The organism is Streptomyces sparsus (assembly GCF_054776295.1).
On record NZ_BAAHCA010001437.1, the window covers coordinates 1 to 843 of the forward strand.

General features: G+C 74.9%; 1 protein-coding gene. It reads right to left on the minus strand.

The genetic code is table 11. From position 1 onward, the window contains the following. Positions 1-95: 95 nt before the first annotated feature. Positions 96-737: a precorrin-8X methylmutase gene (locus ACYVE9_RS28915; RefSeq protein WP_461030838.1), complete on the minus strand. Its 642-nt coding sequence runs from the start codon at positions 735-737 to the stop codon at positions 96-98. Positions 738-843 lie beyond the last annotated feature (106 nt).

Genomic DNA, 843 nt, shown 5'->3' on the forward strand with positions numbered 1-843 from the left:
GCCGGCGCCGGCGCCGGCCCCGGCGTCCGACGCCGCGTCGCTGTTGGCGGGGGTGGTCCGGTGGTCCGGTCCGGTGCTCTGCTGCTCGCCCATGCTCATTCCGCTTCGCTCGCAATCGCGTTGATCGCGGCAGCGGCGATGGCGCTGCCGCCCCGCCGTCCGCGCACCACCAGATGATCCAGCTTCGCCGGGTGGGCGGCCAGGGCGTCCTTGGACTCGGCGGCCCCGATGAAGCCGACCGGGACGCCGATGACCGCAGCCGGGCGGGGCGCGCCCTGCTCGATCATCTCCAGCAGGCGGAACAGGGCGGTGGGTGCGTTGCCGACGGCCACGACCGCGCCCTCCATCCGGTCCCGCCACAGTTCCAGCGCGGCGGCGCTGCGTGTGGTGCCCAGTTCCGAGGCGAGCCGCGGCACCGACGGTTCGTTGAGCGTGCACAGCACCTCGTTGTCGGCGGGCAGCCGCTTGCGGGTGACACCGCTGGCGACCATGCGCGCGTCGCAGAGGATCGGCGCACCGGCGCGCAGGGCGGCGCGTGCGGCCGACACCACGTCGGGGGTCCAGCCGAGGTCGCGCACCAGGTCGACCATGCCGCAGGCGTGGATCATCCGCACCGCGACCTGGGACACGTCTGCGGGCAGCCCCGTGAGGTCCGCCTCGGCGCGGATGGTGGCGAAGGACTGGCGGTAGATCTCCGCGCCGTCCTTTTCGTAGTCGAACACGGTGTTGCCGTTCATCTCGGGGGACCTGTCGGTGCGGGGCAGCCTGGGCGGCCGGGGTGGGCGGTGGCGCGGGCGGCGGCCACCGCGCGGGTGAGGAGGTGCCGGGGGACGGGCCCGGGCT

Excerpts from the sequence above, each read along its gene's own strand:
- ACYVE9_RS28915 (WP_461030838.1), bottom strand. The coding sequence starts at position 737 with ATGAACGGCAACACCGTGTTCGACTACGAAAAGGACGGCGCGGAGATC.